The sequence below is a fragment of the Clostridium sp. MF28 genome (assembly GCF_002969175.1).
GTDB lineage: Bacteria > Bacillota > Clostridia > Clostridiales > Clostridiaceae > Clostridium > Clostridium beijerinckii.
The window spans coordinates 590,801-610,747 of the sequence record NZ_CP014331.1 but is presented as its reverse complement, the minus strand read 5'-3'; the positions used below and the strand labels follow the sequence as shown (position 1 = coordinate 610,747).

The following is a 19,947-nucleotide window of genomic DNA, read 5'->3' as shown; positions in this document are numbered from 1 at the left end:
TTCATGAAAATTTTAATTGTAGAAGATGAAATTAATGCCAGAGAAGGACTGGGGAACTTATTAGGAAAGATTAATAAAAATTACATCGTTTGTGGAAAAGCATCTGATGGAGAGCAAGGGTTACTTTTGGCTAAAGAGTATAAGCCAGATCTTATTTTTACTGATATTGAAATGCCGAAAATAAATGGATTAGATATGCTCCAAAAAATTAAAGATTGTGGTCAAAATCCATATATTATTATACTTAGTGGATATTCAGATTTTAAGTATGCACAAAAAGGTATAAAACTTGGAGTGAATGAATACTTATTGAAACCTATAACTTATACTGCTTTAAAAAATACCATGGAGGATATTGAAAAAAAGCTTAATTTAAGTAAGGAAAAAGATGCACTTTTAGAAGAAGGTATACTTAAGGAAGAAATATTAGGACAAGTACTACTAAATAAAGGACAAAATTTAGAGCATTTTTACAAAATAATTGAAAGTAAAGTAAAGCAAAATGAAAATATATATGTTGTTAATTTGCATCTTAGAGATAAATACGAAAATAAGGTTGAACTTATAATAAAAGAGATTTATGAAGCTATGAAGAATTACAATATCGTAAATTTCTATTACTCTATCTTAAAAGAGTACAGTTATTTACCTATTCTGGTAATTACTAAAACACCTTACTTGGAATTTATAAAAATGCTAAAGCATAAGATATTATTTTCACTTAGGCAGAAGGGATTCTTAAATACTACTATTAGTATTATTAATCTAGATGAACTATCTGAAATTAAAAGTTCATTTAAAAGGCTACAAGGATTGTCTCGATGGCCTATTTCATTTGGAAATAATGAAGTGATCTATGAAGAACTAATATCTAAATTAAAAATAAATCGTTGTAATTATCCAAGAGAGATTGAAAAGGAAGTGGTAAGGGCCATAAAAAACAATGATCAGAAAAAGTTAGCTGATATTAATAAAAGATTTATATCATATTTGAAAGAAAACATCTACGACCCATGCGAGATAATAGATGTTAGCAGCAAGTATATTTTTTCAATTTTAACTGCGTCTAAAAGCTATAATAGCAATCTTTACACTGAGTTTAATAATGAAGGCGTTTTAGATTCAATTAAGAATAGTTTTACATTTGATGAGTTAAAAGAACGGCTAAATTATGTAATCCGTAAGATGTGTGAAAGAAATGATGAGGGAACTAAAGTAAATTCATTGATTGTAAGAAAAGCTATAAATTATATAAAAGAGTATTATAGCGATAAAATTTCTCTTGAGGAAATAGCAAGTGGAATGAATATAACTCCAGAATATTTAAGTAGGTTATTTACAAAGGAACTTGGAAAAAGTTTTTCAGATTATTTAAAAGAGTTTAGAATTCATAAAGCAAAGGAATTATTAGGAAGTAATAAACTAAAAATTTATGAAATTGCGGAGAAGGTAGGCTATAGTGATTCTAAATACTTTTGCAAAGTTTTTAAAGAATCAACAGGTATGTCTCCAAAAGAATATATGAAATTTTATTAAGAGATGATAAAGAAAGAATAGGTCAGTATGCTTGCTATTTTATTTAATAAGCTTAAATGCAAAGTGTAAAATTAATATCATGATTTTACACTTTTTTCATGATAATAGAATATTAGAAGTAACTTAGAAGATGTAATATTAAGTTATAGAAAACGTTATTATTCATAAGAATTTAGGAGGTAAATAATATGAAAAAAACTAAAAAGTTACTGGCTTGTTTGACAGCTATTGCAATGTCGGCGACTATATTTATTGGATGTGGAAGCAGTGGTGGGGGCACAACTCAAACTAAAGCTGATCCGGCAGGAAAGACAACGATTACAGTATGGCACTATTTTGATGGGCAGCAACAACAAAATGCAATGCAAAATCTTGCTGATAAATATAATAAATCTCAAGATAAGGTAGAAGTTCAAGTGGAATTTGTACCAAGAGCTGAACTCACTAAGCAGTTTACAATAGGACTTGTTGCTGACAAACTACCTGATATAGGTTTAGTTGATAATCCAGATATGGCTTCATTTTCGGCAATGGGATTATTTGCAGATATTACAGACAAGATGAATTCCTATGATGGTAAAGATCAATTTTACCAAGGTCCGATTTCATCATGTCAATTAGATGGGAAATACTATGGAATCCCACTTGGAAGCAATGATTTAGCTTTATTTTATAATAAGGACATGTTAAGTGCAGCAGGAGCTGAGCCGCCTACAACTTTTGATGAATTAAAGACTGTAGCTAAGAAATTGACAAAAGGAGATACTTATGGTTTAGCTATAGCTGCACCAAAGAATGAGGAAGGAACATTTCAATATCTTCCATGGCTTCTTTCAACAGGAGCTAAATTTAATGAAATTGGAAGTGAGGCGGGAATAAGTTCGCTTCAATATCTCACCGATCTTATAAAGAATGGATCAATGAGTAAAGAAGTTATAAACTGGACACAAAATGATTTAGAAAAACAATTTGTAACTAATAAAGCAGCCATGATTACAGATGGTCCATGGATTATAGATACAGTTAAGAAGGATGCACCAAACCTAAATTGGGGAGTTGTAAAAATTCCTAAAGATAAAGTATTTGCATCGGATTTAGGTGGAGAAAACTGGGGCATCATTAAAGGTCATCATGAAGCTGAAGCTTGGGATTTTATTAAATATACTCAGCAAAAAGATAATATGACTGAATATTGTGCTGATTTTGGTTACATTCCATCTAGAAAAGATGTTGCTGAAAGTGATGATAAAATTACTAAAGACCAAGTTATGAGTGTATTCCTAGATGAATTGCAATATGCTATGCCAAGAGGACCACATCCAAAATGGCCTGAAATATCAGATGCAATGTCTACTGCAATGCAGGAAAGTTTTACAAATGCAAAGACACCAGAGCAAGCAGCAAAAGATGCACAGGTCAAGGTTGATGCAGTATTAAAATAAATTTATAGATACCCAACTAAGACCTAAACTTGTGCATATATCTCGCCGAAATGAGAATTATGCTGTTGTTCCAGTTTCTAAGGAAATTATGATGGATGATTCTAAGATTACAAGTTGCGCCCAAGATGCTAGCCTCAAAGGCGAGCTTTGAACTAGCATACTTGGAACAACTTTTAATCTAAGAATCAGAGCCATCAAATTCCTAATGAAACATTTCACAAAATCATAATTCTTATTTCTAGTTGGGATATATTTCATAGTGTAAATCTCACTTATAGTTGGGGTATCTATATATAGATAAGCAATTTAAGAATTAGATTTGTTAGATGAATATATGTATAGAGTTGCTAAAACTTTAAGTTCATATCTTCACTAGAAATCATAAATATTTTTCTGGTATATCAATATATTCTAAGTGTAAGTCAAATTCTTTATATTGGAAATCTATAAAAAATCTAAAGGTGCCTAAAACTTAGTGAAGGAGACCTTTAAATTGAAGCAAGGTAGGTGAAAATAATTTTGAAAAATAAATATAGCAGTGAATTTATTAAGGAAGAAAGAAAAGGGTACATATTTGTGCTCCCAGCACTAATATTTATGCTGGCTTTTGTGGGATATCCGATTATATATAATTTTATTTTAAGTCTTCGTGATGTAAATGTAACGACTTTTAGTCAGCCTGTTAAACCATTTGTTGGTATTGAAAACTATATTGAAGTGTTTAAAGACCCAGCAATGCTAATAAGTATTTGGAATACTTTAGTTTTCACTATTGGAAGTATATCAATTCAATTTATTATAGGACTCGGACTAGCTTTGCTTTTCAATTTAAAATTTAAGCTTTCAGAACCTCTTAGAGGACTTATGGTAGTCAGTTATCTTGTACCGATGACAGTAACTGCATTATTGTTCAAATTTATGTATAGTACAAGCGGAGGTATAATAAACGAATTACTTATGAAATTTCATCTAATATCACAGCCAATAGGATGGATTATAGACAGTAAAACCTCAATGTTTTCAGTTATATTAACAAACTCATGGGTTGGAATTCCGTTTAATATGTTGTTATTAACAACTGGGTTAAGTAATATTCCGTATGATTTATATGAGGCAGCTAAAGTTGATGGGGCTAATGTAATTCAGAGATTCTTTAAAATAACTCTGCCATCATTAAGACCAGCGATTTTATCTGTATTAGTTCTTGGATTTATTTATACATTTAAAGTTTTTGATTTAGTATTTGTTATGACAAATGGAGGTCCAGTTAATAGTACCGAACTAATGTCAACTTTTGCATATAAACTTTCATTTACGCAATTTTCATTTAGTAAAGGTGCCACTGTTGCCAATGTATTATTTGCTATTTTATTCTGCGTAAGTTTAGGATACCTCAAATTGATAAAGGAAGATGAGGTGATTGGATAATGAAGAAGGTTATTCTTAAGGATAAACAAAAAAATATAATATTATGCTGTGTATCAATTTGCATAGCTTGTATTATGCTTTTTCCAATATATTGGATTATAGTAAGTTCATTTAAAACCAATGCTGAAATCTTTGCATCACCTCCAACTTTTATACCTAAAGATTTTACATTAAGTAGTTATACAGACCAATTTACAGGAAAGAGCAGCATAATAGTAACACTAGGTAATAGCTGCAAGGTTGCATTCGCTTCAATGATCTTAGCATGTGTATTGGCTATTCCAGCTGCATATGGCTTGGCAAGATTTAGGATGAGAGGGAAAAAGGTATTTATATTGATCTTCTTAGTAACTCAGATGCTCCCAGTAGCACTATTACTTACACCAATGTTTTTAGTTTATAAAAATTTACATCTATTAGATACTCTTTGGGCTCCAATTTTATCAGATGCAACAATATCTGTTCCTTTTGTAGTTCTTATTCTTAGAACTTATTTTCTTGCTTTACCAAAAGAACTTGAAGATTCAGCAAAGATTGATGGATGCAATACATTTACGGCATTTACAAAAATAATGCTTCCAATATCTTATCCAGGGCTTATAATGACAGGAGCATTTTCCTTCTTATATGCTTGGGGAGATTTAGCTTATTCACTAACATTTTTAACCAGCCCTGAAAAGAGAACTATGACAGCTAGTATATATAATTTCATGGGCAAGTATGGAATACAGTGGAATTCCATAATGGCTTATGGAGTGCTTTTGGTTTTGCCTGTTGTTTTAATATTTATATTCCTTCAAAAATATATAATTGGAGGATTGACAAATGGTGCTGTTAAAGGCTAAGCATGAATTTAATTATTTAAAGATTGGAGAGTTCATATTATGGAATCTAATAAGGAAATTAATTTAGATGATAGTGTTTTTGAAGCTTACGGAAGTGTATTAATTCGCAAATATGACTGTGAAACGTTACGAATTGAGCCTTGGGGAAAAAATAGTTTACGTATACGTAGCACTAAGCAAGCAGAATTTATATATAATGATTGGGCCTTATTGCCACAAGAAAATTGTGAAATTAAGATTAAGATTGAAAATAATGAAGCATATATAGAGAATGGAAAAATTCGTGCAAGGATTGATAAGGAAGGAAAAATTACATTTTATAACGCTAAAGACGATGTTCTTTTAGAGGAGTATGTAAGAAATAGGAAAAATGTAAATAGATTTTGCAGTGCCTTAGAGATAGAAGCACGTGAATTTAAGCCTATTCTTGGTGGAGATTATACTTTAACTATGAGATTTGAATCAAATCTAAAGGAAAAGTTATTTGGAATGGGGCAATATCAGCAGCCAAATTTGGATTTAAAAAACTGCGTACTTGAACTTGCACATAGAAATTCTCAGGCTAGTGTTCCATTTGTATTATCCAGTTTAGGATATGGAATGCTCTGGAATAACCCAGCCATTGGAAAAGTTACTTTTGGAAAAAATATTACAGAGTGGGTAGCGAATTCTACTAAGCAATTAGATTATTTTATAACAGCAGGTGATACTCCAGCCGAAATAGAAGAAGCTTATGCAAAAGCAACTGGAACAGTGCCAATGATGCCGGATTATGCTATGGGTTTTTGGCAATGTAAATTGAGATACCAAACTCAAGAAGAGTTATTAAGAGTTGCTCGTGAATATAAGAAAAGGAACCTTCCAATTTCAGTTATAGTGGTTGACTTTTTTCATTGGCCAAAACAAGGAGAGTGGAAATTTGATTTAGATTATTGGCCTGATCCTGATGCTATGATTAAAGAACTTAGAGAAATGGGCATTGAATTAATGGTTTCTATCTGGCCAACCGTAGATAAGACAAGCGAAAATTATGATAAGATGCTTAAAAAAGGTTATTTAGTAAGAGTCGATAGGGGAATTAGAACAACTATGGACTTTTTAGGAGATACTGTTTTTTATGATCCAACAAATCCAGCGGCTCGTGACTTTGTATGGAAAACTGCTAAGAAAAACTACTATGATAAAGGCATAAAAATATTTTGGCTTGATGAAGCTGAACCAGAATACTCGATTTACGACTTCGAGAATTATAGGTATCACTTAGGTCCAAATGTACAAATAGGTAATATGTATCCTGCTATGTATGCAAAAACGTTTTTTGATGGCATGAAGAAAGAAGGCCAGGGAAATATAATTAATCTTCTTAGATGTGCATGGGCAGGAAGTCAACGTTATGGAGCACTTGTGTGGTCTGGAGACATTGATTCTAGTTTTGAATCTTTAAGAAATCAATTTGCAGCAGGTCTTAACATGGGAATTGCAGGTATACCATGGTGGACAACTGATATAGGAGGATTCCATGGTGGAAATCCAGATGATCCAGACTTTAGAGAATGCATAATTAGGTGGTTTGAATATGGAGCATTTTGTCCTGTATTTAGGTTACATGGCGATCGTGAACCACATTCAAAGCCACTTGGAACTAGCGGTGGAGGACTATGTGCAAGCGGTGCAGCTAATGAAGTATGGAGCTATGGTGACGAAGCATATGAAATATTTAAGAAATATATGTTTATCCGGGAAAGGATGAAACCTTATATTACTAAAATCATGAAGCAAGCACATGATAAGGGAACTCCAGTTATAAGGCCGTTATTTTATGACTTCTCAGAAGATGAGATTTGTTGGGATATTACAGATGAGTATATGTTTGGACCAAATGTTCTTGTTGCACCAGTACTCCATAAAGGAGATAGGTCAAGAAAAATATATTTACCAAAAGGTGCAAATTGGAAAGATGTAAATTCAGGGAAGATATTTAGCGGCGGACAAGTAATAGACTATAGTGCCCCATTAGAAATAATACCGTTATTCCTTAGGGATGAAGCAGAAGTTTCAATTATTTAATGAGAAAGATAAGTAATAAGAGTTTATGCTAAGTAAACTCTTATTTTTGTTTAAAAAACGAATTCTATGTTTAAAATTTGCTATTTTATAACAAAATAGTAATAGTACATTAAACATAGAGGTTTCATTTTATTTGATACATCTTGTAGTATATGACTCAATAGTATTTTATAAATTTAAATGACATTTAAAGGAGGGCAACATGAAGAAATTATCGAAAAAAGTATTAATTTTGATTACTATTATAAATTTTTTTGGAATGATTTTTGAAGGCAGTGCTGGAAGATATGATAGTAGAGCTATAGTAACCAATGTATCAGAACAAAAGGATAGATTACAGTTGATAAAAGAAAAAGGAGAGATAACTGTTGCTTCACCACAAAATGATGTTTCATATTTTTATATAGATCCAAGTACAAAAAAGTTAGACAGAACTGAGGCTGATATAATAACCGAAATTGGAAGCAGACTTGGAATTAGTAAAATTGAAACCAGGAACTCACCATTTGTAAATTTATTAGATAAATTAAATACTGATGACAGTATAGATATCGCGTCAGGTGGAATATTTATAACTCCGGAACGGGAAAAGATAGTAGCCTTCACACAGCCAATATACAAAGCCACAGAAGCTGTTGTAGTTCCAACATTTTCAAATATAAATTTTAAAAGCGATCTAAAAAACGCAGTAGTTGGAGTTGAAAAGGGCACAGTATATGAGAGCATGGGTGAAAGATGGAAAAATGATAAAATAATAAAGGATATAACAATCTTTGAAAATTCAACTGAATTATTGGATGCTATATATAAAAGAAAGATAGATGCAGGGTTCGATAAATTAAATTTGGGGGACATATGTATTTTTTTTCGTAATAAATGGCTAAATGAAAGTATTATGACAAAATAATATTTATATTTATATAAATTTGCTATAAAAAGCAAGAAAACATTGCAACTTTGTCAAAAGTGTATTAGTATTTAACAGTGAAAATTAAATTTTTAGAGGAATATATTGGGGAAATAATAGCTACAAAAATTCGCATGATTATAAAATACTTAGAACAAAATCGCAGGCGACTGTGGAGCCGAAGATTTTTTCACGCATCTGCCTTTTCGAACGTATGTGAGAAAAATTTGGCAGGCGAATAAGATTCCTTTTTTATTCGTTTTAAAATATAAAAACTAATTAATCTACCTTTTTTAAGTTATCCACAGATTTTATTGGAATATAAATTTCTAAAGAATAAAAAAGCATTTATCTATGTGCTTTGATAAATATGGAGGAATAAAATGGATAAATCAACATCAGAAAATCAAAATTTATCGAGAGGGCTAAAAAATCGACATGTTCAATTACTTGCTATAGGAGGTGCAATTGGAACAGGACTATTCCTTGGTTCAGGAAGATCAATTCACTTAGCTGGTCCATCTATCTTATTTGCTTACATAATAACAGGAATAATATGCTTCTTTGTTATGCGTGCTCTCGGGGAATTATTACTATCGAATTTAAATTATCATTCATTTGTAGACTTTGTATATGATTATTTAGGGAACGGAGCAGCATTTATTACTGGATGGACATATTGGTTTTGCTGGATTTCAGTTGGAATGGCTGATTTGACTGCTGCGGGGTTATACATACAATACTGGCTTCCTAATATACCTCAATGGCTTCCAAGTCTTATTGTTCTTGTAATTTTACTAATTATGAATCTTACAGCAGTAAAATTATTTGGTGAAATGGAATTTTGGTTTGCTTTAATTAAAGTTGTTGCAATCTTAGCACTAATTGTAATTGGTATATTTATGATTATTACAGGATTTTCAACAGATGCTGGTGCATCTAGCTTTGCAAATCTTTGGAGCCACGGCGGGTTATTTCCAAATGGAATAAATGGTTTTATTCTTTCATTCCAAATGGTAGTGTTCGCTTTTGCTGGAATTGAATTGGTTGGCCTTACAGCTGGTGAAACCGAAAAACCAGAATATGTTATTCCAAAAGCTATTAACAATATTCCAATTAGAATTATTATTTTCTATATAGGCGCACTTATTGTTATTATGAGCATATATCCTTGGAACTCAATTAATCCAGATAAAAGTCCATTTGTTCAGGTGTTTGCAGCAGTAGGAATTGCAGCAGCAGCAAGTATTGTAAACTTCGTTGTATTAACATCAGCAGCATCTGCTTGTAATAGTGCTATCTTCAGTACAAGCCGTATGGTTTATTCGCTTGCTAAAGAAGAAAATGCACCTGAATCAATGAAAAAGCTGACTTCTAGTCAAGTACCTTCAAATGCTACAATGTTTTCAGCAATTGTCATTTTGATTTCAGTTATTTTAAATTTTGTTATGCCTGAAGGAGTATTTGTGCTTATAACAAGTATATCGACATTTTGTTTTATATATATTTGGGCAGTCATAGTTATTTGCCACATGAGATATCGCAAAACTAATCCTGAACTTGCTGCAAAGAGCAAATTCAAAATGCCACTTTATCCAATAATAAACTATATAATTCTAGCATTTTTTGCTTTCATTCTAGTTGTATTGGCACTTAATAATGAAACTCGTGTTGCTTTATTTGTAACACCTGTATGGTTTATAGTACTTGGTATTATTTACAATATACTTAAAGCAAAAAAGAAAAATGAAGAAAATACTTAGTAGCATTTATATATAGTTCTGAAATTTTAATAGAAAGAAAAAAGCTATCTTTTACAGGATAGCTTTTTTCAGTGTAATTATTAATTATTCTATAAAAGTAGCATCTAATGGATTTCTATCAACTAATCTATTATAACTATACTTTGAATATCCAACCATAACGGCACCTACGACTTTTTTATCTTTAGGAATATTGAATGATTTAAGCAGTGGTGAGTCTTCAATGGCTATGCAATGCTCGAAAATTCCAGCCCAGCATGATCCAAGTCCTAGGGAAGGGGCGAATAATTCAAGATAAGTTAACTTGACTATTACTTGCAGTAGGAGCCAATCTTGCAATATCAATTAATTTTGTCAATTTTTCTCTTGATACAGGTTCAGTTTTGTAATTTCTTATGGAACGGCGAGATCTTAAGAAATATTCTGCCTGCTTTTCGTTTAGTTTAGCAAAATCTTTTAAATCAATCTGATCTTCTAAAGGTGATTTTTTATTATCTATCGCACTATTAGGACATATAGCAGTGCAATGTCCACAGGGAAATACAATGATTGTTTTCAATTTCTTCTGGTCCATGTGAACCCATCTTTAGAAGAGCCACAGGACATTCTTTAATACATAATTCACATTTTATACATTTTGCTTCATTCACAGTAATAAGATTCATTTTATTCAAATTCAAAATCACCACATTTAAATAAATTATTTTGATTTTCCATTTCCATCACCAATATGCATATATCAAGAAATTTATTTATGCAAATTATCATTTAGTAATGATATGAATGCGCAGTAATCTTAGTTCTTGCAAGAAATATAGCTAATCAATCATGGTAATTTTATCATAATCCTAGGTTAATATAACCTAAAATATATTCATAAAAAAATTTTTATATTAGGGATTGAAATATCTGGTACCATGTGTTAGAATTTACTTGTGAATTGGTAAGACCAATTTACGATATCGTATACAAAAAATAAATTAGCGATAGTATTTATTTGATGGTGATTTTTACCACCAAGATACAGAATGGTTTTATCAAAAAACAATTTAGCAATTTAAAAGGATAAAGGAGAGGGAAAGTATGCAGATTCTGTTATGTGTAAAGCAGGTTCCAGATGATTCAATTGAAATCCATTTGGATAATGAAAAGAAAAAACCTAAATTAAATGGAGTCAGTTTGGTTGCAAATGCATTTGATACATATGCATTAGAGCTAGCGGTTCGTTTTACCGAGGCTCATGGAGGAAAAGTTAGTGTATTAACAGTTGGAGCAGATGATTCTTTAAACACATTAAAAAATTGCCTTGCTGTAGGAGCTAAAGAAGCATTTTTTGTAAAAGATGACTTATATGCAGATTTAGATGCTATGGGAACAGCTGATGTTTTGGCAGATGCTATTCATAAGATTGAAGCAGATAAAGGTGAAAAATTTGATTTGATTCTTTGTGGAAAAGAATCTACAGATGAAATTACTGGTCAAGTTGGAGCTATGCTCGCAGAAAAATTAAAGACAGGCTATGTCAGCAGCGCTATTGAAATCGATTTAAAAGATAATTCTATGGAAATTCATCAAGAAACTGAAGAAGGATATAATTTAGTTTCACTAGAATGTCCAGCTGTAGTAACAGTAAGCAAGCCAGATTATGATCCACGTTATCCTACTATAAAAAGTAAGATGGCAAGCCGTAAGGCAGTAATCCCAACTTATTCAGCAGCAGAAATTGGAGAGGTAAAACAAGCAAAAGTACGCTTAATAGAATATGTTGCACCTCCTAAGAAAGAGGCTGGTATCAAGATTCAAGAGAAGGATGCTACTTTAGCAGTAAGTGCTGTTATGGAGCAAATGAAAAAAGATAAGGCAATCTAATTAAGGAGGAAACGAAAGTATGAAAGCATTATTATTCATTGAAACAGATGGAGAAAAGGCATTAGGTGGAAGTATTGAACTTATTAACGCAGCAAAAGCATTAGATGCAGAAGGAACAGCTCTTGTAGTAGGAAATAAAGCTATTGCAGATACAATAGCAGCATTTGGAATTCCAGTTATTTTTACTGATACAGCTACAGATTGTGATACTTTGACAGAATTATTATCAGAAACTGTTAAGGAAGAAAATCCAGATATTGTTTTATTAGCTAATACAACACTTGCTAAAGATGTTGCACCACGTATTGCAGGTCGTATGAATTTGGGATGCGTAAGTGACGTAATAGGAATGAGTAAAGCTGATGATAAAGTTATATATACTAGACCAGCTTATGGCGGTACAATCTTAGAACATATTGAAGTAGAGGGAACAGCTGTAGTAACAGTTAGAAATGGAAGTTTCCCTAAGCCAGAAGCCACTTCAAATGCAGACGTTACAGAAAAGAAAATAGAAATTCCAGCTGATGCTATTAAGGCAAAAATTATTAATACAGTAAAAGAAATTTCTGAATCTGTTAATTTGGAAGAAGCTGAAGTTATTGTTTCTGGTGGACGTGGAATGGGAAGTGCAGAAAACTTCAAACTAGTTGAAGAATTAGCACGTGTACTTGGAGGCGTAGTAGGCGCAACAAGACCAGCAATTGAAGACGGTTGGATTTCTCGTGCACACCAAGTTGGACAATCAGGAAAAATCGTAGCACCAAAACTTTATATTGCATGCGGTATTTCTGGAGCAACACAGCATACATCAGGAATGACAGGTTCCAATTATATTGTGGCAATTAATAAAGATGAAGAAGCTCCAATCTTTGAAGTTGCTAACGTAGCAATTGTTGGAAATGTAAATGAAATCCTTCCAATTATGATTGAAGAAATGAAAAAAGCAAAAGCAGAATAAATACTTTTTCCAGATAAGATAAATGGTTATCCCACCAAAAAGTTGGTGGGATAACCAAAAAAATAAATCTCAATTCACAAGAAAATGAAATTATATATAAATTTCACACTTGTATACTTGGAGAATTATTAAAAAACATAATTGAATAAGAGACGCAGCATATAAAAAACAACTAAATCCGAATATATGTAAAAATAGTATTGAATCAACAAGTGGGAAGCTATGTAATTAAGACCAAAATAGTAATAACAATTTTTAAAAGGTTATACCATTTAAAAATTGTATGAGGAGGATAAAAGAATGTTGTTTTTTAAATTCTTAATGGCGATATTACCTATCATTTGGCTTATAGTTGCACTCAGTGGATTAAAAATGCCAGGTTATAAAGCTTGCTCTATTGCACTTGTTCTTACAATGTTTTTAGCTATTTTTTTCTGGAAATTAAATGTGGTTTATACTGTGACAGGAGTATTTGAAGGAGTACTCAACGCATTGTGGCCAATCTGTTTAGTTATCGTTGCAGCTTTGTTTACGTATAATTTAATTTTACGTACAGGTGCAATGGATTTCATAAAGGAAATGTTGGCCGGAGTTTCTATGGATAAAAGGGTTTTAACATTAATTATTGGATGGGGATTCGGTAATTTCATGGAAGGAATGGCTGGGTTTGGAACAGCAGTTGCTATTCCAGCATCTATGCTTGCTGGTGTTGGATTAAATCCATTTTCAGCAGTTCTAGCATGTTTGGTTGCTAACAGTACACCAACAGCATTTGGTTCAGTAGGAATACCACTCGTGACACTTTCAGCAGTAACCGGAGTTGGGTCAAACACATTGGCAGTAAATACAGTAATAATTGAAGGAATTCTTTGTTTTATAAGTCCATTTATTATGGTATGCATCGTAGGTGGAGGAATAAAGGCATTGAAGGGGGCATTTCTTGTTACATTAGTCGCTGCATTATCATTTACAGTACCTGCTTATATTACAGCAACAGCAGTTGGAGCAGAACTTCCAGATATAGTAGGATCTATCTGTTGTATGGTATGTACGGTTGTAGCAGCAAAAATCTTTAATAAAAAGCCTCAAGACGAGTATTGCATTCAAATTAACAAGAAAAAAGAAGAAACAGCTTTATCATTTGGTAAAGCAGTACAAGCATGGTGTCCATTTATCTTAATATTCGTAATGTTAATGGCTACATCAACATTATGTGCACCAGTTCATGATGCAATTGCAGTATTTAAAACTAGTACAAGCGTATATGCTGGTAAAGGTGGAAATACTCTAACTTTCAGCTGGATTAATACACCAGGTGTTATCATTCTTGTTGCAGCAGTCATTGGCGGTCTCGTTCAAGGCGCAAAAATATCAACAATACTTGATGTACTGCGTAGCACATTAAAAGCAAACTGGAAAACAATCGTTACAATTTGTGCAGTTATGTCAACAGCAAAGGTAATGGGGTATAGTGGAATGATTTCAGATATTGCAAGTCTTTTAGTTGTAGTAACTGGAGGAGCATACCCATTAATTTCTCCATTAATTGGAGCAATTGGAGGATTTGTAACTGGATCAGGTACATCAACCAGTGTTTTATTTGGAGGATTACAAGTACAAACCGCACAAAATCTTGGACTTTCTGGTGCATGGATGGCAGCAGCAAATACTCTTGGAGCAGGTATAGGAAAGATGATTTGCCCTCAAAGTATTGCAATTGGTGCAAGTGCAATTAATCAATCAGGTTCGGAAAGTAAAATTTTAAAAAGCGTATTTAAATACTTTGTGTGTTATGTAGTTATAGCTGGAATAGTATGTTTTGTTGGAACACTTTAAGGCAGTTGATATATATTACAGGTGACCGTTTAAAGTTTACCAGGAAAATTCAGTAGTTTTTAGAAAATTAAAGAACTTTATTCAAAAGCCTACATTTTATACCCTTAGGGTATAAAATGTAAACTGAATTAGTTCGGCGTAGTAATTTGCTAAAGAAAGATAAAGTGAATTTTACATCTAATATCTTAGAAAGGAATGAATATTATGGCTGAGTATAATCAATTGACAGAGGAGATAATCTCAAAATTACAGGAGGCAGCACCAGGGCATATTTTAACAGGAGCTGATATAAACGATGACTATAGTCACGATGAAATGCCTATCTACGGAAAAGTAGCTCCACAAGTTGTGTTTATGGCACATTCTACAGAAGAAGTTGCTGCAGTGGTAAAAATATGTAATGAAAATAAAATACCAGTAACTCCAAGAGGAGCAGGAACAGGACTTACAGGTGGAGCAGTTCCACTACTTGGAGGAGTTTTAATCGATATTACAAAAATGAACAAAATAATTTCTTATGATTTAGAAAACTTTGTTGTTAATGTAGAAGCTGGAGTTCTATTAAATGACCTTGCAGAGGATTGTTTAAAACAAGGATTATTATATGCTCCAGATCCAGGTGAAAAATTTGCATGCCTCGGTGGAAATGTTGCAACAAATGCTGGTGGAATGAGAGCCGTTAAATACGGTGCGACACGTGATTATGTACGTGCAATGACAGTTGTTCTTCCAACAGGAGAAATTACTAAATTTGGTGCTACAGTATCAAAAACAAGCTCAGGTTATAGCCTTTTAAATCTAATGATTGGTTCAGAAGGTACACTTGGAATTATTACAGAACTAACATTGAAAGTAATGCCAGCGCCAAAGGTAGTAGCAAGTTTAATTATTCCTTTTGAAAATTTAGATGATTGTATTTCTACTGTTCCAAAATTTAGAATGGAACACATGAATCCACAAGCGATAGAATTCATGGAAAGAGAAATTGTTTTATCTAGTGAAAGATATATTGGAAAGAGTGTATTCCCACAAGTAATTGATGGAGTTACTGCAAATGCTTATTTACTCGTTACTATAGATGCAGGTAATGAAGATGAATTAAATAATCTTATTGAGCAAGCAAGTGAAATAGTATTAGAAGCAGGAGCAATTGATGTTCTTGTAGCTGATACACCTGCAAAAATAAAGGATGCATGGGCAGCGCGTTCAAGTTTCTTAGAAGCTATTATGGCAGAAACAAAATTATTAGATGAATGTGATGTTGTAGTTCCAGTAAATAAAATCGCTCCTTATCTTGCTTTTGTAAATAAAACTGGTGAAGAGTGTGGATTAACTATTAAGAGTTTTGGACATGCAGGGGATGGAAATCTTCACATATACCAATGTAGTAACGATTTAGAAGAAGAAGAATTCAAGACAAGAGTTGACAAATTCTTTAAGATTATTTACGAAGAAGCAATCAAATGCGGTGGACTTGTTTCAGGCGAACATGGAATTGGTAGTGGAAAGATGGCTTATTTAGCTGATAGCGTTGGAGAAATAAATATGGAATTAATGAAAGGTATTAAGGAAGTATTCGATCCAAATTCTATTATGAATCCAGGTAAGGTATGTTGTCCGATAGAAAATTAAGCTCATAATTAAAAAATTTATATATATATTAACATCCCATGAAATAAAAAAGGAAAAGATGAAAAAAAGAAAGGTAGGAAATTAAAATGGATTTTAAACAAGATGAAAATCACCAACAATTACTAGAAATGTATCGTGAATTTGCAGAAAATGAGGTAAAACCAATTGCAAAAGAAATCGATGAAAGTATGCGATTTCCAGAAGAAAATGTAGCAAAAATGGCTGAAATGGGCTTGCTTGGAATTCCATTTCCTGAAGAATACGGCGGAGCTGGAATGGACACATTAAGTTATATACAATGTGTAGAAGAATTATCTAAATGTTGTGGAACAACAGGTGTTATAGTTTCAGCACATACAAGCCTTTGTGCAACACCAATTTACACATTTGGTACAGATGCTCAAAAAGAAAAATATTTAAAACCACTTGCTTCAGGTGAAAAATTAGGTGCCTTTGGATTAACTGAACCAGTAGCTGGAACTGATGCTTCAATGCAAAAGACAACAGCAGTATTAGATGGAGACAATTATATATTAAATGGAAGCAAAATCTTCATTACTAATGCAGGATATGCAGACACATATATTGTATTTGCTATGACAGATAAGAGTAAAGGAACAAAAGGTATTTCAGCATTTATCGTTGAAAAAGACTTCCCAGGATTTTCAGTTGGAAGCCATGAATTAAAGATGGGAATTCGTGCATCTTCTACATGTGAATTATTCTTTGATAACTGTATAGTTCCAAAGGAAAATCTTTTAGGAGAAGAAGGAAAAGGATTTGGTATTGCAATGGCAACTCTTGATGGAGGCCGTATTGGTATCGCTGCACAAGCTCTTGGTATTGCAGAAGGTGCAATAGAAGAAACTGTAAAATATGTTAAAGAACGTGTTCAATTTGGAAAATCTATTGCTCAATTCCAAAATACACAATTTGAACTTGCTCAAATGCGTGCAAATACAGAAGCTGCAAAACTTTTAGTATATCAAGCTGCATGTGCAAAAGATGATCATCAAAAATTCACACATTTAGCTGCTATGGCAAAATTATTTGCTGCTAGAAATGCTACAGATGTAACAAATCGTTGTTTACAATTATTTGGTGGTTATGGATACACAAGTGATTATCCAATTGAAAGAATGATGCGTGATGCTAAGATAACAGAAATCTATGAAGGAACATCAGAAGTTCAAATGATGGTACTTTCAGGATGGATGCTTAGATAATATCATAAAAAACTAGTTAAAATGCCCTCACATTAGGCACATGAGAAAATAATAAATCAACCTGCATACTGATTTATTATTTTCAGATTGTGAATTAAACCTATTTAAATAAACTATATGAAAAAGACTAATTAAAATGCCCTCACATTAGGCACATGAGAAAATAATAAATCAACCTGCATACTGATTTATTATTTTTGGATTGTGAATTAAACCTATTTAAATAAACTATATAAAGATAACAAGTTTTCTACAATTGTAGGGAACTTGTTATTTTTTATGCCTTTATATAGATAAGCTAACTGTAAACTTTCAACACTAATTTAAAATACAGACTAAAATATACATATAGTTCGAAGTACGACCACAGAATAATTGGAAAACATTATCGATTTCCGTATGCATAAAAAATTGTAACATAGTTAATAATTTCTTTAACAAAACAATTATCTATATCGTAACAAATAAATATTTTTGTAGCCACAAGGGTCATAATATGGAGAATGGAATTTGAAAATGAGCTGCTAAAGATATTTAGCTTATGGTTGTTACACTTTGACTTGTCACACCCAAGGCGGGAGCATGTTTAAGTGACCACAACCGTGAGTTCACTATCTTCAGCGATATTTTTATAGCCATTCCAAGCAAACATATTTATTGATCTCTAGAGAAATTTTAAAAGGAAACTCGACTTACATACGTTCGCTGAGTAAGCGATTCACACCGAATCACAGATTCGGGTTCTCTGCTTAAAAGCCAAGGTCTTCTCCAATTAGTATAACCTTTATCTTTTTTGCGGGCCTGCTAGTTCTTGTTGTTACCATTTGCGAACAAATACAATCTGGGCTTAGACAGTCTCCACAGCTGCCATTTATATAGCATGGAGTCTTCATATCTTGAAAATGCTGCATATTTGATGGTGCAGCAATTGTTCTAGCTCTTTGAATTGCATCATCAAGAGTTTTCACAACTTTATTCATTCCAGCTACAACTATGACGCTTTTAGGTCCAAAAATCATGGCTGCTACACGATTCCCATTTCCATCGATATTAAATAGCTGACCGTCTTCGCTTATAGCATTGCTGCTCATTAAAAATGTATCACATAAAAGTGCTTTTCTCATAAGTTCTGTTCGTTCTTCAGGACTCTTTCCAGTATCTCTATCTATAACTTGATAGCATTTTTCTTTTACAAGTTCTTTTATGCCAATTTCAGTTAAGGTTTCAGAGCCACCCCAAGACACAACATGGTTTTCTGGAATCAAATCCAAAATTTGCTGAACTGCTTCGTCCTTAGTCTTGCAATAAAAAGCATCAAAATGACGCTTTTTCAAAGCCTCAATTACCTTTGTGCTTAACTTATCATAACGTTTTATTAATAAAGATTGTCTTGTCATTTTAAAGGTCCCCCTTAATTCATATATTTTATTTTATTCCTTGCGGAGAAAGTTAAATTGATATTTCTATAATATATTTATAACATAATCAACCAGTTTATATAAGAGCGCACTTTTCTGTAACATAGTATAAAAAATGATACTAAAAGATAAGTGAATATAATAATTTATTAGGAATATAATTAAGTAATGAAATCAAAGGAGATATGGATTTGAAGCTTGATTTAGATAAAAAAGATTTAATTTCTTTAGTTAAAGGAACGGACCCAAATTTAAATGTAATGGAGCATCCTAAAATAAGTTGTTGTGGAAATTATAGAGTGCAAAATAGTAGATGGGATTGGAATCAACATGTTTTTGAAAAGTATACTGATGAAGAAATATATGAAATATATAAGATATGCAAAAATAGTTGGGGTGAATAGATATCCAAATTTAAAGCTAGATTTATGTGGTACTTACCGAAATCATAAATATTTTGTTCCGAAAAGCTATGAAAATATCACTTAAAATTCTAAGTTGTAGGTTTCACCACTTTAGCATGCTCCTACTTTCAGTATGACAAGCTAAAGTGGAACAACCAACAACTAAGAATATTAGCAGCTCATTTTCAAATGTTTTCTCCATATTATGACCCTTGTGGTTACAAATATATTTATGATTTCTAGTGAAGATATGAACTTAAAGTTTTGAAAACTTTATAAACATATTTATCTAATAAGTCAAATTCTTAAATTGGGTATCTATAAGCGTGGAGGAATACACCTCTAAATATAACGTTAAGTAAATAAGTAGGTTTTGATTCTTGGAAGTCTCTGAAAATGCGGCGTTAACTTCGCGTAAAATGAACTTAGTATTGCAATCAAGAAGTTACTTTTTCATTTTAGGGGTAGAGTGAAAAAATACTTGACTTAGAGTCCACTCAAAGTAGTAGAATTTAGTTTGTAATAAGAAGTACTTAAATATTTAATTCAATTTATGAATGAGGGCATGAAAATTACAATTTAATTTACTATTTTAAAAGAGTTAAGGAGAAACGAA

General features: G+C 32.2%; 15 protein-coding genes and 1 pseudogene. 13 read left to right on the top strand and 3 right to left on the bottom strand.

The window, feature by feature from the left end; all coding sequences use genetic code 11:
• The first annotated feature begins 3 nt into the window (after positions 1 to 3).
• Positions 4 to 1,536, top strand: a complete 1,533-nt coding sequence (locus AXY43_RS02480; protein ID WP_077869064.1) for a response regulator transcription factor — start codon at positions 4 to 6, stop codon at positions 1,534 to 1,536.
• Positions 1,537 to 1,724: 188 nt separating this feature from the next.
• On the top strand, positions 1,725 to 2,978 hold the full coding sequence (locus AXY43_RS02475) for a sugar ABC transporter substrate-binding protein (RefSeq protein ID WP_105410925.1): 1,254 nt from the start codon (positions 1,725 to 1,727) through the stop codon (positions 2,976 to 2,978).
• A gap of 57 nt (positions 2,979 to 3,035) precedes the next feature.
• Here AXY43_RS02475 and AXY43_RS02470 read toward each other — a convergent pair whose 3' ends face one another.
• Positions 3,036 to 3,236 carry a hypothetical protein gene (locus AXY43_RS02470; RefSeq protein WP_105410924.1) on the bottom strand — a complete coding sequence of 67 codons (201 nt, stop codon included), beginning with the start codon at positions 3,234 to 3,236 and terminating at the stop codon, positions 3,036 to 3,038.
• A gap of 261 nt (positions 3,237 to 3,497) precedes the next feature.
• On the opposite strand from AXY43_RS02470, the gene AXY43_RS02465 reads away from it, so the two are divergent.
• From AXY43_RS02465 to AXY43_RS02445, 5 genes are all read left to right on the top strand, one after another.
• Positions 3,498 to 4,406, top strand: a complete 909-nt coding sequence (locus tag AXY43_RS02465) for a carbohydrate ABC transporter permease (RefSeq protein WP_105410923.1) — start codon at positions 3,498 to 3,500, stop codon at positions 4,404 to 4,406.
• On the top strand, positions 4,406 to 5,251 hold the full coding sequence (locus AXY43_RS02460) for a carbohydrate ABC transporter permease (protein WP_023975407.1): 846 nt from the start codon (positions 4,406 to 4,408) through the stop codon (positions 5,249 to 5,251). The genes AXY43_RS02465 and AXY43_RS02460 overlap by 1 nt, the downstream gene beginning before the upstream one ends.
• 39 nt (positions 5,252 to 5,290) lie before the next feature.
• On the top strand, positions 5,291 to 7,318 hold the full coding sequence (locus tag AXY43_RS02455; RefSeq protein WP_105410922.1) for a TIM-barrel domain-containing protein: 2,028 nt from the start codon (positions 5,291 to 5,293) through the stop codon (positions 7,316 to 7,318).
• Positions 7,319 to 7,520: 202 nt separating this feature from the next.
• Positions 7,521 to 8,225, top strand: a complete 705-nt coding sequence (locus tag AXY43_RS02450) for a transporter substrate-binding domain-containing protein (protein WP_238893100.1) — start codon at positions 7,521 to 7,523, stop codon at positions 8,223 to 8,225.
• A gap of 383 nt (positions 8,226 to 8,608) precedes the next feature.
• On the top strand, positions 8,609 to 9,988 hold the full coding sequence (locus tag AXY43_RS02445) for an amino acid permease (protein WP_039768779.1): 1,380 nt from the start codon (positions 8,609 to 8,611) through the stop codon (positions 9,986 to 9,988).
• 84 nt (positions 9,989 to 10,072) lie between these two features.
• Here AXY43_RS02445 and AXY43_RS02440 read toward each other — a convergent pair.
• Positions 10,073 to 10,653 (bottom strand): annotated as a pseudogene (locus tag AXY43_RS02440) (nitroreductase family protein).
• Between the two features lie 418 nt (positions 10,654 to 11,071).
• Between AXY43_RS02440 and AXY43_RS02435 the strand changes: the two are divergent.
• The 5 genes from AXY43_RS02435 to AXY43_RS02415 all read left to right on the top strand — a co-directional run bounded on the left by AXY43_RS02435 (position 11,072) and on the right by AXY43_RS02415 (position 17,509).
• Positions 11,072 to 11,857: an electron transfer flavoprotein subunit beta/FixA family protein gene (locus tag AXY43_RS02435; RefSeq protein ID WP_105410921.1), complete on the top strand. Its 786-nt coding sequence runs from the start codon at positions 11,072 to 11,074 to the stop codon at positions 11,855 to 11,857.
• A gap of 19 nt (positions 11,858 to 11,876) precedes the next feature.
• Positions 11,877 to 12,815, top strand: coding sequence for an electron transfer flavoprotein subunit alpha/FixB family protein (locus AXY43_RS02430; RefSeq protein WP_039768777.1), 939 nt, complete (start codon positions 11,877 to 11,879; stop codon positions 12,813 to 12,815).
• Between the two features lie 300 nt (positions 12,816 to 13,115).
• Positions 13,116 to 14,651 (top strand): L-lactate permease, encoded by a 1,536-nt coding sequence (locus AXY43_RS02425; RefSeq protein WP_038457654.1) that lies wholly within the window; start codon positions 13,116 to 13,118, stop codon positions 14,649 to 14,651.
• A 204-nt stretch (positions 14,652 to 14,855) separates the two neighbouring features.
• Positions 14,856 to 16,283: an FAD-binding oxidoreductase gene (locus tag AXY43_RS02420; protein ID WP_012059084.1), complete on the top strand. Its 1,428-nt coding sequence runs from the start codon at positions 14,856 to 14,858 to the stop codon at positions 16,281 to 16,283.
• An 86-nt stretch (positions 16,284 to 16,369) separates the two neighbouring features.
• Positions 16,370 to 17,509 carry an acyl-CoA dehydrogenase gene (locus tag AXY43_RS02415; protein ID WP_012059083.1) on the top strand — a complete coding sequence of 380 codons (1,140 nt, stop codon included), beginning with the start codon at positions 16,370 to 16,372 and terminating at the stop codon, positions 17,507 to 17,509.
• A 749-nt stretch (positions 17,510 to 18,258) separates the two neighbouring features.
• On the opposite strand, the gene AXY43_RS02410 is transcribed toward AXY43_RS02415, so the two are convergent.
• Positions 18,259 to 18,906, bottom strand: coding sequence for a lactate utilization protein (locus tag AXY43_RS02410; RefSeq protein WP_023975401.1), 648 nt, complete (start codon positions 18,904 to 18,906; stop codon positions 18,259 to 18,261).
• A gap of 212 nt (positions 18,907 to 19,118) precedes the next feature.
• Here AXY43_RS02410 and AXY43_RS02405 point away from each other — a divergent pair, with 212 nt between their 5' ends.
• Entirely contained in the window at positions 19,119 to 19,331 is a 213-nt protein-coding gene (locus AXY43_RS02405) for a hypothetical protein (protein ID WP_017212936.1), read from the top strand.
• Positions 19,332 to 19,947 lie beyond the last annotated feature (616 nt).